At 69.9% G+C, this 18,971-nt stretch carries 18 protein-coding genes and 1 pseudogene; 13 read left to right on the forward strand and 6 right to left on the reverse strand.

Annotation, left to right across the window (positions count from 1 at the left end; translation table 11 throughout):
• Positions 1–22: 22 nt before the first annotated feature.
• Entirely contained in the window at positions 23–1,156 is a 1,134-nt protein-coding gene (locus tag OG876_RS31140; protein ID WP_328520230.1) for an ROK family protein, read from the reverse strand.
• 162 nt (positions 1,157–1,318) lie between these two features.
• On the opposite strand from OG876_RS31140, the gene OG876_RS31145 reads away from it, so the two are divergent.
• Together OG876_RS31145 and OG876_RS31150 are read left to right on the forward strand one after the other, a co-directional pair.
• Entirely contained in the window at positions 1,319–2,302 is a 984-nt protein-coding gene (locus OG876_RS31145) for a Gfo/Idh/MocA family protein (RefSeq protein ID WP_328520231.1), read from the forward strand.
• A 10-nt stretch (positions 2,303–2,312) separates the two neighbouring features.
• Positions 2,313–3,305, forward strand: coding sequence for a Gfo/Idh/MocA family protein (locus OG876_RS31150; RefSeq protein WP_328520232.1), 993 nt, complete (start codon positions 2,313–2,315; stop codon positions 3,303–3,305).
• On the opposite strand, the gene OG876_RS31155 is transcribed toward OG876_RS31150, so the two are convergent.
• On the reverse strand, positions 3,302–4,210 hold the full coding sequence (locus OG876_RS31155; RefSeq protein WP_328520233.1) for an SDR family oxidoreductase: 909 nt from the start codon (positions 4,208–4,210) through the stop codon (positions 3,302–3,304). The genes OG876_RS31150 and OG876_RS31155 overlap by 4 nt on opposite strands.
• Before the next feature lie 89 nt (positions 4,211–4,299).
• Between OG876_RS31155 and OG876_RS31160 the strand changes: the two genes are divergently transcribed.
• Entirely contained in the window at positions 4,300–4,863 is a 564-nt protein-coding gene (locus OG876_RS31160; protein WP_328520234.1) for a TetR/AcrR family transcriptional regulator, read from the forward strand.
• On the opposite strand, the gene OG876_RS31165 is transcribed toward OG876_RS31160, so the two are convergent.
• Positions 4,853–6,094, reverse strand: coding sequence for a low temperature requirement protein A (locus OG876_RS31165; protein ID WP_328520235.1), 1,242 nt, complete (start codon positions 6,092–6,094; stop codon positions 4,853–4,855). The two genes, OG876_RS31160 and OG876_RS31165, sit on opposite strands and share 11 nt — an antisense overlap.
• A gap of 168 nt (positions 6,095–6,262) precedes the next feature.
• Between OG876_RS31165 and OG876_RS31170 the strand changes: the two genes are divergently transcribed.
• The 4 genes from OG876_RS31170 to OG876_RS31185 are packed head-to-tail and all read left to right on the forward strand — an operon-like array spanning position 6,263 to position 8,528.
• Positions 6,263–7,015, forward strand: coding sequence for an SDR family oxidoreductase (locus OG876_RS31170; protein ID WP_328520236.1), 753 nt, complete (start codon positions 6,263–6,265; stop codon positions 7,013–7,015).
• Positions 7,012–7,254, forward strand: coding sequence for a hypothetical protein (locus tag OG876_RS31175; RefSeq protein WP_328520237.1), 243 nt, complete (start codon positions 7,012–7,014; stop codon positions 7,252–7,254). Before OG876_RS31170 ends, OG876_RS31175 begins: the two co-directional genes overlap by 4 nt.
• 16 nt (positions 7,255–7,270) lie before the next feature.
• The gene (locus OG876_RS31180) at positions 7,271–8,140 is read left to right on the forward strand and encodes an RNA polymerase sigma-70 factor (protein WP_328520238.1); all 870 of its coding nucleotides are present in this window, start codon (positions 7,271–7,273) and stop codon (positions 8,138–8,140) included.
• A 16-nt stretch (positions 8,141–8,156) separates the two neighbouring features.
• Complete coding sequence (locus tag OG876_RS31185) at positions 8,157–8,528, forward strand: hypothetical protein (protein ID WP_328520239.1); 372 nt, start codon at positions 8,157–8,159, stop codon at positions 8,526–8,528.
• A gap of 2 nt (positions 8,529–8,530) precedes the next feature.
• Here the strand turns inward: OG876_RS31185 and OG876_RS31190 are convergent, their stop codons facing one another.
• On the reverse strand, positions 8,531–8,890 hold the full coding sequence (locus tag OG876_RS31190) for a metalloregulator ArsR/SmtB family transcription factor (protein ID WP_328520240.1): 360 nt from the start codon (positions 8,888–8,890) through the stop codon (positions 8,531–8,533).
• Between the two features lie 140 nt (positions 8,891–9,030).
• Here OG876_RS31190 and OG876_RS31195 point away from each other — a divergent pair, with 140 nt between their 5' ends.
• Both OG876_RS31195 and OG876_RS31200 read left to right on the forward strand, forming a co-directional pair.
• Positions 9,031–10,071 carry an LLM class flavin-dependent oxidoreductase gene (locus OG876_RS31195; RefSeq protein WP_328520241.1) on the forward strand — a complete coding sequence of 347 codons (1,041 nt, stop codon included), beginning with the start codon at positions 9,031–9,033 and terminating at the stop codon, positions 10,069–10,071.
• Positions 10,023–10,754: pseudogene (locus OG876_RS31200) on the forward strand (NADPH-dependent F420 reductase); the annotation flags it as partial. The gene OG876_RS31195 and the pseudogene OG876_RS31200, both read left to right, overlap by 49 nt.
• A gap of 12 nt (positions 10,755–10,766) precedes the next feature.
• Here OG876_RS31200 and OG876_RS31205 read toward each other — a convergent pair.
• On the reverse strand, positions 10,767–11,687 hold the full coding sequence (locus OG876_RS31205; RefSeq protein WP_328520242.1) for an EamA family transporter: 921 nt from the start codon (positions 11,685–11,687) through the stop codon (positions 10,767–10,769).
• A gap of 82 nt (positions 11,688–11,769) precedes the next feature.
• Here OG876_RS31205 and OG876_RS31210 point away from each other — a divergent pair, with 82 nt between their 5' ends.
• Positions 11,770–12,648 carry a LysR family transcriptional regulator gene (locus OG876_RS31210; protein ID WP_328520243.1) on the forward strand — a complete coding sequence of 293 codons (879 nt, stop codon included), beginning with the start codon at positions 11,770–11,772 and terminating at the stop codon, positions 12,646–12,648.
• Positions 12,649–12,659: 11 nt separating this feature from the next.
• Here OG876_RS31210 and OG876_RS31215 read toward each other — a convergent pair whose 3' ends face one another.
• Positions 12,660–14,390, reverse strand: coding sequence for an L-aspartate oxidase (locus tag OG876_RS31215; RefSeq protein ID WP_328520244.1), 1,731 nt, complete (start codon positions 14,388–14,390; stop codon positions 12,660–12,662).
• Positions 14,391–14,546: 156 nt separating this feature from the next.
• Here OG876_RS31215 and OG876_RS31220 point away from each other — a divergent pair, with 156 nt between their 5' ends.
• From OG876_RS31220 to OG876_RS31230, 3 genes are all read left to right on the forward strand, one after another.
• Positions 14,547–15,260 (forward strand): alpha/beta fold hydrolase, encoded by a 714-nt coding sequence (locus tag OG876_RS31220; protein ID WP_328520245.1) that lies wholly within the window; start codon positions 14,547–14,549, stop codon positions 15,258–15,260.
• Positions 15,261–15,483: 223 nt separating this feature from the next.
• Positions 15,484–16,101, forward strand: a complete 618-nt coding sequence (locus OG876_RS31225; RefSeq protein ID WP_328520246.1) for a sigma-70 family RNA polymerase sigma factor — start codon at positions 15,484–15,486, stop codon at positions 16,099–16,101.
• A gap of 84 nt (positions 16,102–16,185) precedes the next feature.
• A complete protein-coding gene (locus OG876_RS31230; RefSeq protein WP_328520247.1) occupies positions 16,186–18,942 on the forward strand; it encodes an ATP-binding protein in 2,757 nt (918 codons plus the stop codon).
• Positions 18,943–18,971 lie beyond the last annotated feature (29 nt).

An 18,971-nucleotide genomic window follows, 5' to 3' on the forward strand; every position in this document is an offset into this window, starting at 1 on the left:
CATGGAGTCCAGGAAAATTATGTCAAGGTCTCAGGCCGTTGTAGACGGCGGACTCCACCTGCTCGAGGGCCAGCCGGACCGCGCCGAGCGCGACCCCTTCGTCGGCGAAGGCGGAGATCCGGATCTCGGGTGTGCGCAGGCACCAGCGGTCCAGTTCGCGACGCAGCGGCTCGACCATCACGTCCGCCGACCGCGAGAATCCGCCACCGATCACCACCAGTTCGGGATCGAGCGTCAGGACCAGCGCCGAGGCGCCGACGGCGAGGTCGCGGACATATCCGCGAACCGCCCGGACGGCCTCGCGATCGCCGCCGCGCGCAGCGAAGAAGACGCTTTCGAACTCGTCCGACACGTCCGGACGTCCGTTTCGCGCAAGCCAGTTGTGCAGATGCTCCGGTGCCCGGAGCCAACCGGCGGCGGGCAGGGCGCCGATCTCACCGGACCAGTTGGCGAACCCACGATGCAGTTTTCCGTCGATGATCAAGCCGGCGCCGGTGCGCAGTCCGGCCAGCAGGAACACCACGTCCTTCGCGTACCGGGCGACGCCGCGCCACGTCTCGGCCAGCGCGGCGAGCTTGCAGTCGTTCTCCACCCGGACCGGTCCGGAGACAAGCCGGCGTACGTGCCCCGCGAGGTCGACACCGGTCCACTCGGGCAGTGAGTCGGACAGCAGCACCTTGCCGGTGCCGTCGACCAGACCGGTGGTTGCGACTCCGGTGGACCAGATCTGCCCCGGCTGGACACCGGCGATCGCCTTGGAGACGCATTTGTCCAGTACCGCAAGCCGTTCCCGGCGTCCGAGCCCGGGATCGACCGCGATCCGGGCCTGGCTGAGCACCTCGCCGTCGAGATCGGTGACCAGGGCAAGCACCTTGTGCCCGCCGATGTCCACGCCCAGCAGCCGGCCGGCCCCGGAGTTGAACCGGTACCGCCTGGCCGGCCTTCCGACCGAGCCGAGCGCGGGCGCCACCTCGGTCAGCCAGCCCCGTCCGAGCAGGTCCCGGGCGACGTCCTCGGTCGAGGCCCGCGACAGCCTGGTCCGCTTCGACAACTCCGTGAGAGTGAGCGGCTGGTCGCCGCGCAGTTCCCGCAGCACGGCGGCCGCGTTGAGCTGCCGCAACCGGGACAGGTCCCCGCCGGCGGGCTCCTCGCTCATCGTGGCTCCTCGGATAATGCTGGACTCCTGAATAACTATAAGCATTCGTTCTGCGCACGGATCTCACCGTGCGAACGGGCGCGCCGACCCCTCCTCTTCCGCGATGACAACGTTGTACGGTGGTCCGGCGGTCGATCCGAAACGTTCCCTTTGAGGAGGACCATGGTGTCCAAACCGCTCAAGATCGCGACCCTGAGTTTCTGGCACGTGCACGCGGGCGACTACTCCAGGCAGGCGCAGCACCATCCGGGTACGGACCTGGTGGCCGTATGGGACGACGACGCCGAGCGCGGCCAGGACGCGGCCGACCAGTTCGGTGTGGAGTTCACCGGCGACCTCGATGCGCTGCTCGCCCGTGACGACCTCGACGGTGTCGCGATCACCACTCCGACCAACGAGCATCGCGACGTGATGCTGAAGGTGGCCCGGGCCGGGAAGCACATCTTCACCGAGAAGGTGCTCGCACCTACCGTGGCCGAGGCCGAGGAGATCATCGCGGCGACCGATGCCGCCGGCGTGAAGCTGATCGTCTCGCTGCCGCGGCTCTACCACGGCTACACCCAGGCGATCACGGAGGTGATCGACAGCGGGCAGCTGGGGACGCTGACCTACGGCCGGGTCCGGCTCTCGCATGACGGCGCGATTCCGCGCGACGGTGTCGCCGGCTGGTTGCCGCAGCGGTTCTTCGAGCCGAAGACCGCGATCGGCGGCGCGCTGACCGACCTCGGCTGTCACCCGGTGTACCTGACCCAGCTGTTCCTCGGCGCACAGCCGGACACGGTCAGTGCGACGTACCGGTCGATCGCTGAACGCGGCCTGGAAGACAACGCTGTCGTGGTCGTCGGGTACGCCGACCAGAAGATCGGTGTGATCGAGGCAGGGTTCGCCAGCCGGAACCCGTTCACGATCGAGCTCTTCGGGACCGAGGGCACGCTCACCTACACCGACGACGGCAATGTCCTGACGGTGAACGGCGAGCAGGTGCCGGTGCCTGAACACGGCCAGGACGCGTTCGCGCAGTGGGTCGACCACATCAACAACGGCACCCGCGCGGACGAGAACATCGAACGCACGCTCGACCTGACCAGGTTGGTCGTGGCCGCGAACGAGGCCGCTCACCAGGGCACGTCCATCGCCTACAGCTGAGGAGACTCTGATGATCAAGGTTGGGCTCATCGGCGGCGGCGGGATCGCGTCCGCCCACATCAAGGGGTACCGAGCGCACGCCGGCAAGATCGGCATCACCGCCGTCGCGGACGCAGTCGAGCAGACCGCTGCTGCTCGCGGCGAGGAGTTGGGCGCGACGCCGTACACGGACTATCGGCAAATGCTGGCGACCGAGGAACTGGACGCGGTCGACATCTGCTTGCCACATCACCTGCACAAGGATGCGATCGTGGCCGCGGCCGAGGCAGGCAGGCACATCCTGTGTGAGAAGCCGCTCTGCCTCAGCGCGGAGGAAGCCGCGGACGTGCGTAAGGCGGTCACCAAAGCCGGCGTCACGCTGATGTGCGCGCACAACCAGCTGTTCATGCCGACCGTCGCCAAGGCGAAGGAGTTGCTGGACGCCGGGACCATCGGCACGGTCTACGAGGTGCGGACCACCGACAGCTTCTTCAACAACTTCGACCCGAGCTCGATGGGCTGGCGGGCGAGCGCCAAGACAAGTGGTGGTGGCGAGCTCATCGACACCGGGTACCACCCCACCTATCTGATGCTGCACCTCGCCGGCGGGCTGCCGGTCGAAGCCACCGCGATGCTCTCCACGCACCGGCTGAAGTTCATGGAGGGCGAGGACTCCGCGCAGGTCCTGATCAGGTTCGACAACGGTGTCGTCGGACAGATGGTGACCAGCTGGGCCTATCAGCCGGCTGCCTCGACCGAGCGGTTCTCGGCGGTCGGGGAGCTCGGCTCACTGACCAGCGACGGTACGACGCTGTCGTACCGGCTCCGGTCAGGCGAAAGCAAGACGTTCGAGCTGGAGCCGGTCGACACCTTCGTCGCCGAGATCGGGCACTTCGCGGACTCGCTGCTCGGCAAGACCCGTCCGATCCACACCGAGGACGAGGGCATCGCCGTACTCGGGATCCTCCTGGCTGCCTACGAGGGATCGCGCACCAAGACGATCGCCCCGGTGCTGAAGGTCTAGGCAGTCCTGAAGTAGAAGTCCTCGGCCAGTTCCTCGAGCAGGCCCGGGTACGTCGGGTGCCAGTCGAGCAGTTCGCTGGTCCGGGCGGCGGACGTCGGGTTGTCGATGCCGGCGAACGGCGCCAGGAAGCCGATGTACTCGGGCGCCTGCGCCGCTGTGACCGAGCGGGCCGGCAGGTCGAGGCCTCGTCCGATCGCCTCGGCGATCCGGCGGACCTCGATGCCTTCGTCGGCGACGGCGTGCAGCCGGGTGCCGGCCGGAGCGGACTCGAGCGCGAGCCGGTAGAGCCGGGCGGCGTCGATGGTGTGGACCGACGGCCAGCGGTTGGTGCCGTCGCCGACGTACGCCGAGAATCCGTTCCGGCGGGCGAAGGTGATGAAGGCCGGCGCGAAGCCGTGGTGGTCGAGGGTGCTGTGGGTGATCGGTGGCAGCCGCACGACCGAGGTCCGGATGCCCTTGGCGGCCGCGTCGATGACGAAGTTCTCCGTGTCGATGCGGTAGCCGCCGGGCATCGTGTCGGCCTCGGTGCCGGGGCGGTCCAGTCCGGCGCGGCCGAGGAGCCCGGTGCCCGATGTGCCCACGAACGGCTTGTCCGTGCCGGCCAGGGCGTCGACGATCGCGCGCGCCGCGGCTAGATCGGTCTCGGCCGCGGCGGACAGATCACCGGTCATCATGGCGTCGTGCCGGAAGGCGAGGTGGATGACGCCGTCGGCGGCCTCGGCCGCGGCGCGCAGACCGTCGAGGTCGTCCAGGTCGCCGCGGACGAACTCGGCGCCCCACTCGGTGAGCCGAGCCGCGGAGGCATCGGAGCGGGCCAGGCCCACGACCGAGTGGCCGTGCTGCAGGAGTTCCGGGACAAGTGCCGACCCGACGTGGCCGGACGCTCCGGTGATGAACACGCGCATGCGATGGTTCCCTTCGGTGATGTCAGTCAGTGACATCACCATGCTACAACTTCTGATGTCAGTCAATGACATCAGCTAGGATCGGGTCCATGGGACGGTGGGAGCCAGGCGCCGCGGGCCGGCTGCGGGAGGCGGCGATGGCGTTGTACGCCGAGCGCGGCTACGACCGCACGACCGTCGCCGAGATCGCGGACCGGGCCGGGGTGACCGCGCGGACCTTCTTCCGGCATTTCGCGGACAAGCGCGAGGTGCTGTTCGCCGGCTCCGAGGAGCTCGAGCGCCACATGGTCGAGGCGTTGGTCGCCGCACCGGAGTCGGCGACCCCGATGGAGGCCGTCGCGGCCGCCGTACTGTCGTCCGCCGACTTCTTCGACGATCTCCGCCGGGACTACTCCAGCCGCCGGCAGGCCGTCATCGCCGCGACCCCCGAGCTTCGCGAGCGTGAGCTGATCAAGCTGGCCTCGCTCACCGCGGCGTTCACCGAGGCGCTGCGCGAACGGGGTGCCGGCGAGGACGTCGCGGCGTTGGCGGCCGAGACCGGTGTCGCGGTCTTCCGGGTGGCGTTCGAGCGCTGGATCGCCGAGCCGGACGGCGTCGGCCTGGCGGACGTGATCCGATCGACCCTGACCACGCTCTCCGGCCTTACCGCCTGAGGTTCTCGCTCCACGAGGCGACGCAGACCAGCAGCACGCAGGCCGCGGCCTGCAGCGCGAGGTCGGCCACCGCGCCGATCCACGGAGTCGCGAGGGGGAGCAGCAGGACGATCGCGATGCCGCCCAGGACGGTGCCCAGCTGAACCCGCGACGGTTCGGAGATGACTCGGTCCACGGCCCACAGCAGGCCGACGAAGGTGGCGATCGGAATCGCCACGGCGTAGCTCGCGGCGGTCGGTGACAGGTGCAGTTCGTGCCCCGTCTGTTCGACGCTGACCTCCAGGCCGGCCCCGAGAGCGGCCAGCGCGGCGAAGATGCCGTAGTGGCCGTAGCCCCACCGGTACGAGCGGTGCCGCCGGCTCGCCAGCCGTGGACCGGCCGGGTGCAGGAAGTACAACCACCACAGGGCGAACAGGATCACCAGTCCACAGGCCGCGACCAGGATCAGGTCGGCGCTGCCCACGGTCTCCTCGACGGCACGTCGTACGGCGTTCGACGACGCCAGGACCGCCTCGCCGAGCAGAATGATCGTGAACAGGCCGTACCGCTCGGCGATGTGGTGGGGGTGCCAGGTGGTCGACCGGGGCCGCTCGGCCCAGAGGGGAACGCAAAGCTCGAGGATCGCCAGGACGACGAACACGGCGACAAGAGCAGAGTCCGACAGTACGCCGGTGTCGGCCAGGTAGAGGCGCCCGAACCAGCCGATCTGCAGAACCCCGATCCCGAAGGCGTAGCGGAACGCCGTACGACGACGGGGCGGATCCTCGATGCCCGCCCGCAGCCATTGGGTGATCAGCCCGATCCGCATGATCAAGTAGCCGACCGTGATGAGGAGGTAGTCCGAATGATCGGCCGCCGCGGGGACGCCGGCGGCGAGGACCAGGACGCCGGCCATCTGGACCATGGTCAGCAGCCGGTAGGGGACGTCGTCCGTGTCGTACGAGGACGCGAACCAGGTGAAGTTCATCCACGCCCACCAGATCGCGAAAAACACCTGCAGGAACGGGATCAGCCCGTCGCCGGCGTGACCCTCGGCGATGGTGTGCGCGAACTGGTCGGTGGCCGCCGCGACCGCGACCACGAAGGTCAGGTCGAACAGCAGCTCGAGCTGGCTGGAGACCCGGTGCGGCTCGTCGATCGGCCGCGCGGTCATCCGGACCCGGATCCGGATCCTGGCGGGTTCGGCAGCCGGTTCGGCGGCCGGTCCGGGAGCAGGCTCGGCGTCGGGCACAGTGGTCCCCCTCGGGGTGGTTTCGGACTGTCCACTTCTCCAGACAGGACAGCGGCGCCGGTTGTGACCGGGGTCTCCACGGGTTCGCTGTCACAAGCCCGCAGTGTGCCCTGTCTTACCAGGTAACCGGCCGGCAAGGGATGCCGTCGGCAACGAAAGGGTTCTGCGATGAAGATCGTCGTGATCGGCGGCACCGGCCTGATCGGATCGAAGCTGGTGGCCAAGCTCGGGGAGCACGGCCACGAGGCGGTGCCGGCCGCGCCGAGCACCGGCGTGAACACCCTGACCGGCGAAGGCCTGGCCCAGGTGCTGGACGGCGCCGATGTCGTGATCGACGTGGCCAACTCGCCGTCGTTCGAGGAGAAGGCCGTGATGGAGTTCTTCAAGACCTCGACCGGCAACGTGCTGACGGCGGAGGCCGAGGCCGGCGTCCGGCACCACGTCGGGATCTCGATCGTCGGCACCGAGCGGCTGCCGGAGAACGGCTACTTCCGGGCCAAGATCGCCCAGGAGGAGCTGATCAAGGCCTCCGGCATCCCGTACTCGCTGGTGCACGCGACGCAGTTCATGGAGTTCGTCGCCGCGATCGCGGACGAGGGGACCTGGGACGACGGCAAGGTCCACATCGCGCCGGTCGCGTGGCAGCCGATCGCGGCCGAGGACGTGGCCGCGATCCTCGCCCGGACCGCGATCGGTGCGCCGCTGAACACCCGGATCGACATCGCCGGTCCGGACGAGTACCGGATGGACGAGTTCTTCCGCAAGGCGCTGGCCGCCCGTGGCGACGCCCGCGAGGTCGTCACCGACGAGCACGCCCGGTACTTCGGGTCGGAGCTGACCGAGCGCAGCCTCGTGCCGATCGGCGAGGCCACCCTGGGCGAGCTGCACTACGACGCGTGGTACGCGGCGCAGCCGAAATGAGCGCGGGCAAGGAGGACGACCCCGTCCTGCGCGATCTCGAGATCGAGGTCGACGCGGATCTCGAGCTGATCGCCGCCAGCGGCGTGGACGAAGCCGATCCCGGTCCGCCCGGCGGATGGCAGTTCGATCCGGAGGAGGTCCAGGAGGAGGAAGTCGAGCTGCGCAGCCTGCGCGGCGCGATCGAAGCGCTCGAGACCGATCAGGGGCGCGATCCCGGCTCCGCCATATCCTCGGGCTGACAGACGGGTGGTGCAGATGGCGGACAGCCTCGACGAGGCGGTGGCGGTCTTCAACGAGGTGCGTCCGCGCCTGATGGGGATCGCGTATCGAATGCTGGGCAGTCACAGCGAGGCCGAGGACCTGGTGCAGGAGGTCTGGCTGCGCTGGCAGGCCGCCGATCGCAGCGCGGTGGTCAGCCCGGTCGCCTATCTGTCGACCGCAGTGACCAGGCTTGCGATCAACGCGAGCCAGTCTGCGCGGGCCCGGCGCGAGACCTACATCGGCCCGTGGCTGCCCGAGCCGGTCGACACCAGTGCCGACCCTACGCTGGGTGCCGAGCGCGGGGAGGCGTTGAGCTTCGCGGTCCTGCTCGTGCTCGAACGACTCTCGCCGACCGAGCGGGCGGCGTACATCCTGCGCGAGGCGTTCGACTACCCGTACGACGAGCTCGCCGCCATCCTGCAGTCGACCGAGCCGGCGGTGCGGCAGCTCGTCAGCCGGGCCCGCAAGCGGATCCGGGCCGAACGCCGTACCGAGATCAGTGGCAGTCAGCAGCGGACGTTGCTCACGGCGTTCGTCAACGCGGCGCGGTCGGGTGACCTCGCGGCGCTCGAACGACTGCTGGCCAAGGACGCGATCAGCTACTCCGACGGCGGCGGCGCGGCGCGGGCGTCGCGCTTCCCGGTCGTCGGTGCGCCGCGGGTCGCGAAGTACCACCGGGCGTTCGCCACGCGCTTCTGGGCCGGCGTCGACGTGGAGTTCGGTACGGCGAACGGCCGGTCGATCGCGATGCTGCAACGCGATGGCCAGGTGTTCGCCGTACTCACGGTCACCGCGTCGGACGACGGGATCGACCAGGTGCTGTGGATGATGAACCCCGCGAAGCTCACCGCTGTAGCCGCCTGACCCTGTTGGAGGAGATGTGAGCTTCCGACCGAGGCGGGCTGACGAGGCGGTCGTCCATCGATTCGCGACGGCCTGCGGCGCGGGCAGCATCGGTGCGATCCGGAGCCTGCTCGCCGCGGAGGCGGTCGTGGTGAGCGACGGCGGCGGGAACGTCGCGGCCGCGCTGAGTCCGGTGCGGGGCGCCGATGCGGTCGCTCGCTGCGTCACCGAGTTGCTGAGTGCTGAGCCTGGTACGGCGCTGAGCGTCGAAGCGGTCAACGGCCAGGCCGGCGTCGTACTGCGCCGGGCCGGGCAGGTCATGGCCGTGGTGAGTCTGAACGTCAGAGGCGCGAAGGTCGCGGCGGTCTGGATCGTGCTGAACCCGGACAAGCTCCGGCACTGGGTGTGAGGTCAGCCGTCGAGGTGGGTGCGTAGCGCGTCGAGGTTGCCGTCCCAGTCGCGGGCCATCGCGGCGAGGAACTGCTGGGCGACCTGCATCGGCGCCGAGCGGAGGCGGTAGCGGACGCGGCGGCGCTCGCCGTGTTCGGCTGTCACCAGACCGGCCTCGGACAGCAGGGTGAGATGCTTCGCGATCGCCTGGCGGGTGATCGGCAGCCGCTCGGCCAGATCGGTGGCTGTGGCCGGGCCGCCGGCGGCGAGGGCCGCCAGGATGTTGCGCCGGCTCGGATCGGCGAGGGCGACGAAGACGTGTTCCGCGATCGCCTCGGCCTCGGGCGCGACCAGGCGCTCGGTGCGATCGGGAAAGCCCACGGGTCCTCCGGTGGTGACGAACATTGCAACCATGTGGTTGCTTCAAACTATAGCCTCCCTGGTCCGGGAATGCGGCCCGGGTCTCGCCGTGTTGACACGTCAACCTAGTATTTGATGTGGCGAACAGATGGGAGCAGGACATGGCCGACCTCGTGTTCGGACTCGATACCTTCGGGGACATCCCGGAAGGTGACGACGGCGCACCGGTCACGGACGCGGCGGCGATCCGGCAGGTGGTCCGGGAGGCGGTCCTCGCCGACGACCTCGGCGTCGACGCGATCGCACTCGGCGAGCACCACCGGCCGGAGTACTCGATCTCCACACCGGAGACCGTGCTGGCCGGGATCGCATCGCTCACCCAGCGGATCAAGCTCGGGTCGGGCGTGACGGTGCTGAGCTCGGACGATCCGGTCCGGGTGTTCCAGCGCTTCTCCACCGTGGACGCGCTGTCGAACGGGCGGGCCGAGGTCATCCTCGGGCGCGGCTCGTTCACCGAGTCCTTCCCGTTGTTCGGCTACGACCTGGCCGACTACGACGTCCTCTTCGAGGAGAAGCTGCAGCTGTTCTCCCGGCTGCTCGACGAGAAGCCGGTCACCTGGAGCGGCACCACCCGAGCCGCCCTCGAGAATGCCGACGTCTATCCGAAGACCGAGTCCGGTCACCTGAAGACGTGGGTCGGGGTCGGCGGATCACCGCAGTCCGTCGTGCGTACGGCGTACTACGGGCTGCCGCTGATGCTCGCGATCATCGGTGGTGCGCCGGACCGGTTCGCGCCGTACCTGGACCTCTACCGCAAGGCGGCCGAGCAGTTCGGGACGACCGCGCAGGAGATCGGGATGCACTCGCCGGGATTCATCGCCGACACCGATGAGGAGGCTCGGGAGGTGTTCTACCCGCGGTACAAGGTGATGCGGGACCGGATCGGGGCACTGCGTGGCTGGCCGCCGATCCGCCGGGAGGAGTTCGACTCGGAGGTCGAGCACGGCTCGATGTACGTCGGTTCGCCGGACACCGTGGCACGCCGGATCGCCGCGGCGGTGCAGAGTCTCGGGGTGGGTCGGTTCGACCTGATCTACTCCGCCGGACCGGTGCCGGTCAGCGCTCGGCTGAAGACGGTCGAGTTGTACGGCTCGAAGGTGATCCCGATGGTCCGCGAGATTCTGGCCGAACAGGAGAAGTGATGACGATCGCCATCCTTGGCGCCGGGAAGGTCGGCACCGTGCTCGCGCGGCTCGCGGTCGCGGCCGGCTACCGGGTGCTGATCGCGGGATCCGGCGAGGTGTCGAAGATTGCGCTGATCGTCGAGATCGTGACGCCCGGCGCGATCGCGACCACTGTGGCCGAGGCGGTCGCGGAAGCCGACGTGGTGATCCTGGCGCTGCCGCTCGGGAAGTACCGCACGATCCCGGCCGGGGCCCTGCGCGGGAAGCTCGTGATCGACGCGATGAACTACTGGTGGGAGGTCGACGGCATCCGCGACGACCTGACCGACCCCCGCACGTCGTCCAGCGAACTCGTCCAGGACTTCCTGCCGGAGTCGCGCGTGGTCAAAGCCTTCAACCACATGGGCTACCACGACCTCGAGGAAGGCGCCCGCCCCGCCGGATCGCCCGACCGCAAGGCGATCGCGATCGCCGGTGAGCCCGGTGACGCGGCCGAGGTCGCGACGATCGTCGACGCCCTCGGCTTCGACCCGGTCATCGCCGGCCCGCTCGCGGAAGGCGTCCGCCTGGAACCCCACACCGACATGTTCGGCGCCAACGTCGGAGCCGCCGAAGTCCGCACCCTGTTGGAGGGCTTCCCGGATTCACCGCGTGGCAAGGCGGTCGCGGAGGCTCGCACCACCGCCGAAACCGCAGCGTAGATCGCGCCGCTGTCAGGCGCATTCCTGCTGGCTCAGGGGCTGTCCCTGACCCTGACCGGGGACTACGCCAGCCGCCTGATCCACCTGCGCGGCGACTGGCCGTCGGCTGTGGGCTCGCTCGGCGCCCATGCCGGCGGCCACCACGCAGGCGATGCCGACGGCTTGCAGGAGGCCGGGGGACTGGCTGAGGAAGATCCAGCCGATGAGCAGGGCAAGGGCTGGTTCGAGGCTCATCAGGGTGCCGAAGACGCCGGCGTCGAGGCGGCGCAGGGCGAGGTACTCGAGGGTGAACGGCACCACCGGCAGCAGTAGCGCCAGGCCGAACCCGATGGCGACGAGCTGCCAGGTCATCACCGGAATCGTGCTCGGACCGGCGACGATGGTCGCGACGAGGGCGGCGACCGGAATGGACACGCCCATGCCCTGCAGACCGGTGACGTTGTCGCCGACATGCTGGGTGAGCAGGATGTACGCCGCCCAGCAGGCGGCCGCGCCGAGTGCGAACAGGACGCCGAGGCCGTCGACCGAACCCTGCCACGGCTGGGTCAGCAGCATGACTCCGACAAAGGCGAGCGCGGGCCAGATGAGCCGGCCGCGACTGCGCAGTACGGCGACGGTCAGCGGGCCGAGGAACTCCAGCGCGCTCGCGGTGCCGAGCGGGAGCCGTGCCACCGCGGCCATGAACAGCAGCGTCACGCCACCCGTCGCGACGCCGAGGCCGACCGCGGCCAGGAACGAGCTGCGGTCGAACGAGCTCGGGCGAGGGCGGAACAGCACGAGCACGATCAGCGCCGCGCACGCCAGGCGCAACCACGCGGCACCCTCGGGACCGACCCGGTCGAAGAGGCTGACGGAGGTGGCGAGACCGAGCTGGACCATCGTCATCGACAAGACGGCGAAGGCCACTCCGGTGCGGCTGTCACGCGTGCTCATGAACCCAGTGAAGCTCGCGAATCCGTTCGCGTCCACGTGATTATCGTGGACAGATCGTTCGGGAATGCTGAACAATGACAGCATGGATGTACGCCGCCTCGAGCTGCTGCTGGCCCTGTCGCGACAGGGGTCGATGCATGCGGTCTCCGAGACCCTCGGCGTGACCACCTCGACCGTCTCGCAGCAGATCGCCGCACTGGCCAAGGAGGTCGGCACGCCGCTGCTCGAGCCCGACGGCCGCCGGGTCCGGCTCACCCCGGCCGGTCGCCGGCTCGCCGCGCACGCCGTAGAGATCCTGGCCGCGCACGAGGCGGCGCGGGCCGATCTCGACCCGTCGGCCGCGCCGGCCGGGACAGTCCGCATCGCCGCGTTCCACACCGTGATCCGGGACACCCTGCTACCGGTCGTCCACCGGTTGGCCGCCGACCACCCGGCGGTGCGGCTGGAGATCCAGGAGCAGGAACCCGTCGAAGCCCGGGCCATGCTCGAGCGGGACCAGGTCGACCTCGTGGTGAGCTACGACTACAACCTGGCCCCCGCATCGCACGACCCCGCGTTGGTGGTGACCCCGCTGTGGGAGCGCAGCTGGAGCCTCGCGGTCCCTACGCAGTCCCGGCGTACGACGGGTCCGGCAGCCGACGTGGTCGCGGCGTTCGCCGACAGCGACTGGATCGTCAACTCCCGCGACAGCGGAGACGAGCAGGTCGTCCGCACGCTCGCCGCCCTGGCCGGCTTCGAACCACACATCACCCACCGCGCCGACAGCCTCAGCTTGGTCCAGGAGATGATCACCGCCGGCCTGGGCGTCGCCCTGCTGTTCGCCGACTACCCGAAAACCACCGGCATCTCCCTGCGCCGCCTCCGCGACCCCGAACCCAGCATGCGAGCCCACGCCCTGACCCGCCGCGGCCGCGACGCCTGGCCCCCACTCGCGCTGCTCCTCACCCTCCTGACAGGTTGAGACGTGTCACGTCACTCGACCAGTTTGCCGTCGCTGGAGACGTGGCGCATGAGGGTACGGAACTCGTCGGGGATCGGTGGGATCGGCTCGTGCTCGATCGATCCGGGGCCTGACCACACGAGGTTGACCTGGAGGGATTCGTCGAGGTCGGGGTAGTCGGAGCGGTTGTGGCAGCCGCGGGACTCGCGGCGTTCGAGAGCCGCGTCGAGAGTGGCGCGGGCGGCCATGGCGGAGGCCTTCAGGTCGAACGCGTGGGCCAGGTCCTGGAAGCCGGCGATATCGGGATGGACGCCCATCCGGGTCATCCGATCCTCGATGTCCGCGAGCTCCGACAGTCCCGCCAGCAGACCGGTCTCATCACGTACGACGCCGGCCCGGGCAGTCATCGTGTCGCGCAGAGCCCGTTGTAGGGCGCGGACGTTCTCCGGGCCGTCGCTGGCCAGGAGAGCATCGACTTCCGCGCGTGCTTCGGCGACGGCCTCCGCGGATCGCTGCTGGGATTGCCGCCCGATCGAGTACTTCGCCGCCTCCTCCGCGACGATCCGGCCGAAGACCAGGAGCTCGATCAGTGAGTTGCCGCCCAGCCGGTTCGCCCCGTGCAGGCCACTCGCCGCCTCGCCGATCGCGTACAGCCCGTCGATGCCCGTGCCGTGATCCTCCGGCCGGACCCACACCCCGCCCATCGAGTAGTGCGCGGTCGGGGCGATCTCGATCGGCTGCTTGGTGATGTCGAGCATCTGAAGCTCGAGCAGGGTCTGATAGACGCGGGGGAGCCGGCGCATGATCGTCTCGCGCGGGAGGTGCGACACGTCGAGCCAGACGCCGCCGTTCGGTGTACCGCGGCCTTCCTTGATCTCGGTGTACTCGGCGAGCGCGACCCGGTCCCGGGTGGACAGTTCCATCCGCTCGGCGTCGTACCGCGTCATGAACCGCTCGCCCAGGGCGTTGCGGAGCTGGCCGCCTTCGCCGCGGGCGGCTTCGGAGACCAGCGTGCCGGCCGCGTTCTCGGGTTCAATCAGGCCGGACGGGTGGAACTGGACGAGCTCGGGGTCGCGGATCCGGCCGCCGGCCAGGACGGCGAGGCGGAACGAGTCACCCGTGTTCTCGTCCCGGCGAGACGACGTACGGCGCCAGATCCGGGTGTGACCGCCCGCGGCGAGGATGACCGCGTCGGCGTGGATGACGTAGCGCCGCCCGGTGGTCAGGTCGAACCCGTACGCGCCGAACACGGCGTTGTCCCGGACCAGAATCCGCGTGACGTAGACCGTGTCGAGGATCGGGACACCGAGCTGGACGGCGCGGTTGATCAGCGTGCGCTGGATCTCCAGGCCGGTGTAGTCGCCGGCGAAGGCTGTCCGGCGGTAGGTGTGCGCGCCGAAGAAGCGCTGCGAGATCCGCCCGTCCGCCTCGCGGGCGAACGGCATGCCGTAGCTCTCCAGGTCGGCGATGCCGCGGGCCGCGCCCTCGGTGACGATCCGGACCGTGACCGGGTTCGCCAGCAGGTAACTCTCCTGCAGTGTGTCGGCGGCGTGCTGCTGCCAGGTGTCCTCCGGGTCCATCGTGGCGAGCGCCGCGTTGATCCCGCCGGCGGCCAGCGAGGTGTGCGCGTCCGAGCGTGGCCGCTTGCCCAGTGCAAGGACTTCGACGCCCTGCTCGGCCAGCTCGATCGCGGCCCGGAGCCCGCCGCCACCGGTGCCGATCACCAGGACGGAGGTGGCGATCTGCTGTTCGGCGATACTCATCTGATCTCCCTTGTCGGCTCGCGGCGTACTCACCAACTAGGACAGACCACGGTGGCGATCTGTGACTGTCTCGCCGGTCACACCCCGGCTGTCCGGCTCGTCACAACCCGCCGGGCTGTCCGGTCCTTCTTGGTGACCCGAGAGAAGGAGAACCTCATGAACGAACAGAGCCCGGTCGTTGTGCTGGTCCACGGCGCGTTCGCCGAGTCCGCGAGCTGGAACGGCGTCGTCGAGCGGTTGCAGGCGCAGTCGATCGACGTCGTCACCGCCCCTAACCCGTTGCGCAGCCTCGACGGTGACGCGGCGTACGTGCGCGACGTCATCGCCGGCATCGGCCGGCCGGTGGTCCTGGTCGCGCACTCGTACGGCGGCATGGTGATCACCGAGGCGGCGGCGGAGAACCCGGCGGTGAAGGCGCTGGTGTACGTGTGTGCGTTCGCGCCTGACCAGGGGGAGAACGCCTTCGGGCTGTCGGTCCAGTTCCCCGGCAGCACGCTCGGGGACGCTCTCGACACCTACCCGGTCAGCACCGGCGGCAACGATCTCCGGATCAAGCCCGCCCTGTTCAATCACCAGTTCTGCGCGGACGTCCCGGCCGAGCAGGCAGCCGTGATGGCCGCGACCCAGCGGCCGGCCACCGACGTGGCGCTGACCGGCAACCTGGTGACCGCGTCGCCTGCCTGGAAGACGATCCCGTCCTGGTTCGTCTTCAGCGACGAGGACCTCAACATCCCGGTCGCGCTGCACCGCTTCATGGCCGAGCGCGCCGGTGCGAAGGACATCCGCGAGGTCGCCGGCGCGTCGCACGCGCTCAGCGTCTCCGCCCCCGAGCCGGTCACCGCCGCCATCCTGGACGCCCTGTCAGCCTGACGCCCTGATGGTCTCCGGCCCTCCGGTCGGAGACCATCAGTGCGTCACCCGCGATCGGCCGGCTCCTCGGTCTCGCAGATCTCGCAGTAGGCCAGATCGTCACTTTGCTGTGACACCCGACGAACCACAGGGAAACCACGCACTCGACCACGGACTCTCCGTGGCGCGGTGCGCTTCCGGCCCGGGGAGGGTGGGAGAAGCCCCCAGTGGAGGAGTCCGGATCATGAGTACGTCGACGGCTGGTTTGGATGAGTTCGTGCAGGTACGACCGCGGTTGCTCCGGATCGCACGCCGGATTGTCGGCAATCCGCAGGAGGCCGAGGAGTTGGTGCAGGAGGTGTGGCTGCGGTGGCAGCGCACCGATCGGTCGGCCGTCGCGGATCCGGGGGCGTTCCTGGCGACCACGGTCTGCCGGCTCGCGATCAACCTGGTGCAGTCGGCCCGGCGGCGGCACGAATTCTCGGTCGGGCCGTGGTTGCCCGAGGAGAGTGCGGCGGGCGGGGTGGACCCGCAGACCCTGGCGGAGCAGCAGGAGGCGTTCGACGACGCCGTACGGCTGTTGCTGGAGCGGCTGTCGCCGGCCGAGCGAGCGACCTACGTACTGCGGGAAGGCTTCGAGTACCCGTATCGGCAGATCGCGGAGACGTTGCGGATCGGTGCGCCCAACGCGCGGCAACTGGTGAAGCGGGCTCGCGACCGGCTGTCGTCCGACCGACGCCATCCGGTCAGCCCGGCTGCGCACCGAAGGCTCCGGCACGCGTTGGTCTCGGCCTCGCGCGCAGGTGAACTGGCCGACCTCGAACAACTCCTCGCCGCCGACCTCGCCCAGACGGCCTGCTGACCAATCTGGCTCTATTGCGACACTGTAGAGTTCTACCGCGCATCAGACCTTGGGCTCTAGCCTCTGATGAGGGGTGGTGGAGCCATGGCGATTGGTGGACCGGCGCCCGAGCTACGCGGGCGGCGAGCGGAGCGTAATCGGCTGGAGCAGGTGGTGTCCGGCGTGCGCTCCGGCGACGGCCAGGTGCTGATCGTCCGAGGTGAGGCGGGCATCGGGAAGACCGCTCTGCTCGAGTATCTGGTCGCGCAGGCCGACGGCTGCCGCGTCGCACGAGCGGCCGGCGTCGAGGCCGAGATGGAACTCCCGTTCGCCGGTCTGCACCAGTTGTGTGCTCCGATGCTGAGCCTGAGCGACCACCTGCCGCGCCCGCAGCGCGAAGCGCTGGCCGTCGCGTTCGGGCTGGAGTTCGGTGGTCCGCCGGACCGGTTCCTGGTCGGCGCGGCCGCGTTGAGTCTGTTGTCGGCGGCCTCCGACAGCCGGCCACTGTTGTGCGTCATCGACGACGCGCAGTGGCTGGATCAGGCGTCGGCCCAGGCACTGACCTTCGTCGGTCGCCGCCTGTTCGCCGACCGCATCGGCCTCGTGTTCGCCGTCCGCGAGCCGGTGACCGGGCCGGAGTGGCGCGGCTTCCCCGAGCTGCCGGTCGGTGGGCTGACCGACCGGCACGCAGGGGCTCTGCTCGATGCGGTGGTGCCCGGGCGGTTGGACGAGCACGTTCGGGATCGGATCGTCTCCGAGACCAGAGGCAATCCGCTGGCGCTGCTGGAGCTGCCGCGCGGGTTGACCGCGGGCGAGTTGGCGGGTGGATTCGAGCGGCCGGACGCTCGCCCGCTGGCGAGTCAGATCGAGCAGAACTTCACTCGCCGGGTGCAGGCACTCCCGTCGGACACGCAGCGGTTGCTGCTGACCGCGGCCGCCGAGCCGATCGGCGACGTACCGCTGCTGCTTCGGGCGCTGGCGGTTCTGGACGTGCCGATGAGCGCGGCCGCACCGGCCGAGGCCGCCGGCCTGATCGAGCTTGGCGCGCGGGTCCGCTTCCGGCATCCGCTGGTCCGGTCGGCGACGTACCGCGCGGCGGATCCCGTCGATCGCCGCCAGGCGCATCAAGCCCTGGCCGAGGCGACCGACCCGGATCTCGATCCCGACCGGCGGGCCTGGCACCGGGCGAACGGCGCGGACGGTCCCGACGAGGACGTCGCCGCCGAACTGGTCAACTCCGCGGACCGGGCACAGCGTCGCGGCGGCGTCGCGGCGACGGCGGCGTTCCTCCAGCGGGCGACCGAGCTCACCCCGGACCCGTCCACGCGCGCGATCCGCGCTCTCGCCGCTGCGCAGGCGACACTGCGGGCCGGCGCGTTCGAGATCGCGCTGCGGCTGCTCGTCACCGCGGGCGAAGGTCCGCCGAACGGTCTGCACCAGGCACGGGTGGAGCTCCTGCGCGCCCAGATCGCCTTCGCTTCGGGCCACGGGCGCGAGTCCGGGCCGCTCCTGCTGGCGGCGGCCCGCCGCCTCGAACCGCTGGATGTCGGCCTGGCCCGCGACACCTATCTCGAGGCGATCGTGGCCGCGCAGTTCACGGGGCGGTTCGGCCGGACCTCGGGACCGGATGGCTCCGACGCACTCGCCGGGGCCTCGCAGGCGGCCCGTGCCGCGCCGGCTCCGGATCCGCGCCGCAAACATGACGTCCTGCTGGACGGTATCGCGGTGTTGTTCACCGACGGGTACCCCGACGTCGTGCCACTGGCCCGGGAGGTGATCCGGATATTCTCCAGCACGAACGGGTCGCCTGATCACGACGACGTGCGATGGCTCTGGCATGCGGCGCTCCTGGCCGTCGACCTCTGGGACGACGAGGGCTGGGACGTTCTGACCTCGCGGCACGTGCGGATCGCCCGCCTGCTCGGCGACCTCAACGAACTCCTGCTGGTCCTGAACCACCGGGTGCAGCTCAGCCTGTTCTCCGGCGACCTCGCCGCGGCCGGCTCGCTGGTCGCGGAGATCCACACCATCAACGACGCGACCGGCGCGGACCTCACGCCGTACGGCGAGATGAGCCTGGTGGCCTGGCGTGGCCACGAGGACGGGGCAACGGCGGTGATCGCCGCCGGTATGGACGATGCGACGAACCGCGGCGAAGGCGGCGGACTGAGCACCTGTCACCTCGCGAACGCCGTCCTGTTCAACGGCCTCGCGAAGTACGGGGACGCACTCGCGGCAGCCCGCGAGGCGACGGCCTATCCGGTCGAGTACGGCGTGGCGAACTGGGCGCTGCCCGAACTGGTCGAAGCGGCGGCTCGCAGCGGCCGGCCGGAGCTGGCTGTCGACGGGCTGAAACTGCAGGGCGAGATCGCGTCGTCCTCGGGCACGGAGTGGGGTCTCGGCCTGCTGGCCCGGTCGCAGGCGCTGCTGACCAGGGGCCGGCAGGCGGAATCGGCGTACCAGGAGGCGATCGAGCGCCTCGGCCGGACTCGCATGCGGATGGACCTGGCCCGGGCCCAGCTGCTGTACGGCGAGTGGCTCCGGCGGGAGGGACGGCGGCAAGACGCACGGGTCCAGCTGCGGACGGCGTACAAGGTGTTCGCGACGGCCGGCGCCGACGCCTTCGCCGACCGCGCGAGCCGTGAGCTGACAGCCACCGGAGAGACGGTCGGAGAGCGCACCGGCCGCGCCGCCGATGCCTTGACCGCACAGGAGGCGCGCATCGCCGAGCTCGCCGGCGCGGGGCTGACCAATGCCGAGATAGGTGCGCAGATCTTCCTCAGCCAGCACACTGTCGAGTGGCATCTCCGCAAGGTCTTCCAGAAGCTCGGCATCACGTCCCGCAAGCAGCTTCGCCCCTGATACGTCACAACCCACGCGGCTGGGTTGTC

Source organism: Kribbella sp. NBC_00359 (genome assembly GCF_036097425.1).
GTDB lineage: Bacteria > Actinomycetota > Actinomycetes > Propionibacteriales > Kribbellaceae > Kribbella.

Excerpts from the sequence above, each read along its gene's own strand:
- OG876_RS31170 (WP_328520236.1), top strand. The coding sequence starts at position 6,263 with ATGAAGATCGTCGTGATCGGCGGCACCGGCCTGATCGGATCGAAGCTG.
- OG876_RS31160 (WP_328520234.1), top strand. The coding sequence starts at position 4,300 with ATGGGACGGTGGGAGCCAGGCGCCGCGGGCCGGCTGCGGGAGGCGGCG.
- OG876_RS31210 (WP_328520243.1), top strand. The coding sequence starts at position 11,770 with ATGGATGTACGCCGCCTCGAGCTGCTGCTGGCCCTGTCGCGACAGGGG.
- OG876_RS31140 (WP_328520230.1), bottom strand. The coding sequence starts at position 1,156 with ATGAGCGAGGAGCCCGCCGGCGGGGACCTGTCCCGGTTGCGGCAGCTC.
- OG876_RS31195 (WP_328520241.1), top strand. The coding sequence starts at position 9,031 with ATGGCCGACCTCGTGTTCGGACTCGATACCTTCGGGGACATCCCGGAA.
- OG876_RS31220 (WP_328520245.1), top strand. The coding sequence starts at position 14,547 with ATGAACGAACAGAGCCCGGTCGTTGTGCTGGTCCACGGCGCGTTCGCC.
- OG876_RS31155 (WP_328520233.1), bottom strand. The coding sequence starts at position 4,210 with ATGCGCGTGTTCATCACCGGAGCGTCCGGCCACGTCGGGTCGGCACTT.
- OG876_RS31180 (WP_328520238.1), top strand. The coding sequence starts at position 7,271 with ATGGCGGACAGCCTCGACGAGGCGGTGGCGGTCTTCAACGAGGTGCGT.
- OG876_RS31225 (WP_328520246.1), top strand. The coding sequence starts at position 15,484 with ATGAGTACGTCGACGGCTGGTTTGGATGAGTTCGTGCAGGTACGACCG.
- OG876_RS31145 (WP_328520231.1), top strand. The coding sequence starts at position 1,319 with ATGGTGTCCAAACCGCTCAAGATCGCGACCCTGAGTTTCTGGCACGTG.
- OG876_RS31215 (WP_328520244.1), bottom strand. The coding sequence starts at position 14,390 with ATGAGTATCGCCGAACAGCAGATCGCCACCTCCGTCCTGGTGATCGGC.
- OG876_RS31175 (WP_328520237.1), top strand. The coding sequence starts at position 7,012 with ATGAGCGCGGGCAAGGAGGACGACCCCGTCCTGCGCGATCTCGAGATC.
- OG876_RS31205 (WP_328520242.1), bottom strand. The coding sequence starts at position 11,687 with ATGAGCACGCGTGACAGCCGCACCGGAGTGGCCTTCGCCGTCTTGTCG.
- OG876_RS31150 (WP_328520232.1), top strand. The coding sequence starts at position 2,313 with ATGATCAAGGTTGGGCTCATCGGCGGCGGCGGGATCGCGTCCGCCCAC.
- OG876_RS31230 (WP_328520247.1), top strand. The coding sequence starts at position 16,186 with ATGGCGATTGGTGGACCGGCGCCCGAGCTACGCGGGCGGCGAGCGGAG.